At 45.1% G+C, this 2,229-nt stretch carries 4 protein-coding genes; 1 reads left to right on the plus strand and 3 read right to left on the minus strand.

Features of this window, described 5'->3' with window-relative positions; all coding sequences use genetic code 11:
- Positions 1–501: NAD-dependent epimerase/dehydratase family protein (locus IBX48_RS10345; RefSeq protein ID WP_296834277.1), on the minus strand; the 501-nt coding region annotated here is incomplete at its 3' end.
- Between the two features lie 174 nt (positions 502–675).
- Here IBX48_RS10345 and IBX48_RS10350 point away from each other — a divergent pair.
- The gene (locus IBX48_RS10350) at positions 676–843 is read left to right on the plus strand and encodes a hypothetical protein (protein WP_296834280.1); all 168 of its coding nucleotides are present in this window, start codon (positions 676–678) and stop codon (positions 841–843) included.
- Positions 844–858: 15 nt separating this feature from the next.
- Here the strand turns inward: IBX48_RS10350 and IBX48_RS10355 are convergent, their stop codons facing one another.
- Positions 859–1,071, minus strand: a complete 213-nt coding sequence (locus tag IBX48_RS10355; RefSeq protein ID WP_296834283.1) for a hypothetical protein — start codon at positions 1,069–1,071, stop codon at positions 859–861.
- A 23-nt stretch (positions 1,072–1,094) separates the two neighbouring features.
- The coding region (locus tag IBX48_RS10360) for a nucleotide sugar dehydrogenase (RefSeq protein ID WP_296834286.1) at positions 1,095–2,229 on the minus strand (1,135 nt) is incomplete at its 5' end.

Raw genomic sequence — 2,229 nt, forward strand, 5'->3', positions numbered from 1 at the left:
GGTGCTAAAGGGTTGTTTGATGTTCATGCCATAAACGGAGCTGGAACTGGCGTACACCAGGTGTTTGACTTTGGCGTGGCGACAGCCTTCGAGGATGTTGACAAAACCCACTAAATTGGAATCGACATAGGCATGCGGGTTTTCGATGGAATATCGCACTCCGGCTTGGGCGCCTAGGTTAACGACGATGTCGAATTGGTTTTCGGCGAATAGCTGTTCGATGCCTTGGCGGTTGGCGAGGTCGAGCCGCTGGAATTGTAAATTTTGAATGGTTAATTTTGAGTGTTGGCCTGCCGCTAGTGTTTTGACTTGGTCGCTGTCAAAACCAAGGGCTTTGAGGCGGTCGAGTTTTAGTTGGGGATCGTAGTAGTCGTTTAGGTTGTCGATGCCGACAATATTGTGGCCGTATTGCTTTAGGGCTTGAATTAGGTGGTAGCCTATAAAGCCTGCGGCGCCAGTTATTAAAATGTTGAGTGTTGAATGTTTAATGTTTAGTTGCATGTTTTTTTAGTTTATAAGTTGATGATGACTGTTGTTATTCGACATTTCACTTTTTGAATTAAAGTTTCATCATTTTATTCAAAATAGCATCAGGGTTCTTTCTGTTATCAATAAATGCACTGATCAATACTTGACGATTCTGTATTTTGTAGTAGATCGAAAATGGAAAGTTTCTTGCCACAAGTCGATAAAATCCAAATTTTTGTGGGTGTATACCTGCAAAAAAAGCAAGCCTTTCTGCATCCAGAACTAGACTATCAGTGCAATATTGACCAAGCTTTAGATCTACTTTCGCGTAAAAGCTTTTTGCCTCTACTAGATCACGCAGTGCAGAAGGCGTAAACAATACCGAGTAACTCACGATTCGCTGAGTTCTCTTTTAACTTCATCAAGCGTTAGCCATGTATGCGGTTCATTTAACTCATGCGCTCTGGCTTTCAATACATCCTCATGCCAAGAAGGCGATTCAAACTGATCACTTTCCTTATACAGTGCGTTGGATATAACCTCTAATAGCTCAAGTTTACTTGCTAGAGGCAAATCAGTAATTTTTTGCGTGTCTATAATCATTTTTTCTCCACGTACTTAAGACGCTAGTCTTGACCAAACAGGTCTCTAGTATACACCTTGGCCTGCACATCTTTGATCTCGTCAACGAGTCGGTTGGCGATGATGACGTTGGACATTTTTTTGAATTCGGCTAGGTCGGTGATGACTTTTGAGTGGAAAAACTCGGTTTGGCCTTGTTCGGTGAGCACGGGTTCGTAGATGACGACTTCGATGCCTTTGGCTTTGATGCGCTTCATTACGCCTTGGATGGCGCTGGCGCGGAAGTTGTCAGAGCCTTGTTTCATTATTAGGCGGTATATTCCAACTTTGCGTGTTGAGGTTTCACCCTCACCCCAGCCCTCTCCCTGAGGGAGAGGGGGATTTTCTATGCGTTTAATGATTTGGTCGGCGATGAAGTCTTTTCTGGTGGTGTTGGAGTCGACGATGGCTTTGATTAGGTTTTGGGGCACGTCGTTGTAGTTGGCGAGCAGTTGTTTGGTGTCTTTGGGGAGACAGTAGCCACCGTAGCCGAAGCTTGGGTTGTTGTAGTGGTCGCCGATACGCGGGTCTAATCCAACGCCTTGGATGACTTGTTTGCTGCTTAGGCCGTGGGTTTCGCAATAGGTGTCGAGTTCGTTAAAGTAGGCGACACGCAGCGCTAAGTAAGTATTGGAGAAAAGCTTAATCGCTTCGGCTTCGGTGGCATCGGTGAAAAGGACCGGAATCTCGTGTTTTGGCTTTTCGGCCCCTTCGATCAGTAAGTTGGCAAAGGTTTGGGCTCGTTCTGATTGTTCGCCTACCACAATACGCGATGGGTGGAGGTTATCCCACAGGGCTTTGCCTTCACGCAGGAATTCTGGCGAGAAGATGAGGTTAATATTTAATGCTGAATTTTCAATTTTTAATTTTTGTTTTAAGCTTTGTGTGTAACCTACCGGGATGGTGCTTTTGATAATCATGGTGGCGTTAGGATTTATCGCCAGCACATTGGCAATGACCGCTTCTACGGATTTTGTGTTGAAGGTGTTGGTTTCAGTGTCGTAGTCGGTTGGTGTGGCAATGACGACAAACTCGGCATCTTTGTAGGCTTGGATCGGGTCTAGTGTGGCCGTTAGGTTGAGTGATTTATTCGCTAAGAAGTCTTCGATTTCAACATCCACAATCGGCGATTGCTTGTTG

This window comes from Thiomicrospira sp. (assembly GCF_014859555.1).
GTDB lineage: Bacteria > Pseudomonadota > Gammaproteobacteria > Thiomicrospirales > Thiomicrospiraceae > Thiomicrospira.

Excerpts from the sequence above, each read along its gene's own strand:
- IBX48_RS10355 (WP_296834283.1), bottom strand. The coding sequence starts at position 1,071 with ATGATTATAGACACGCAAAAAATTACTGATTTGCCTCTAGCAAGTAAA.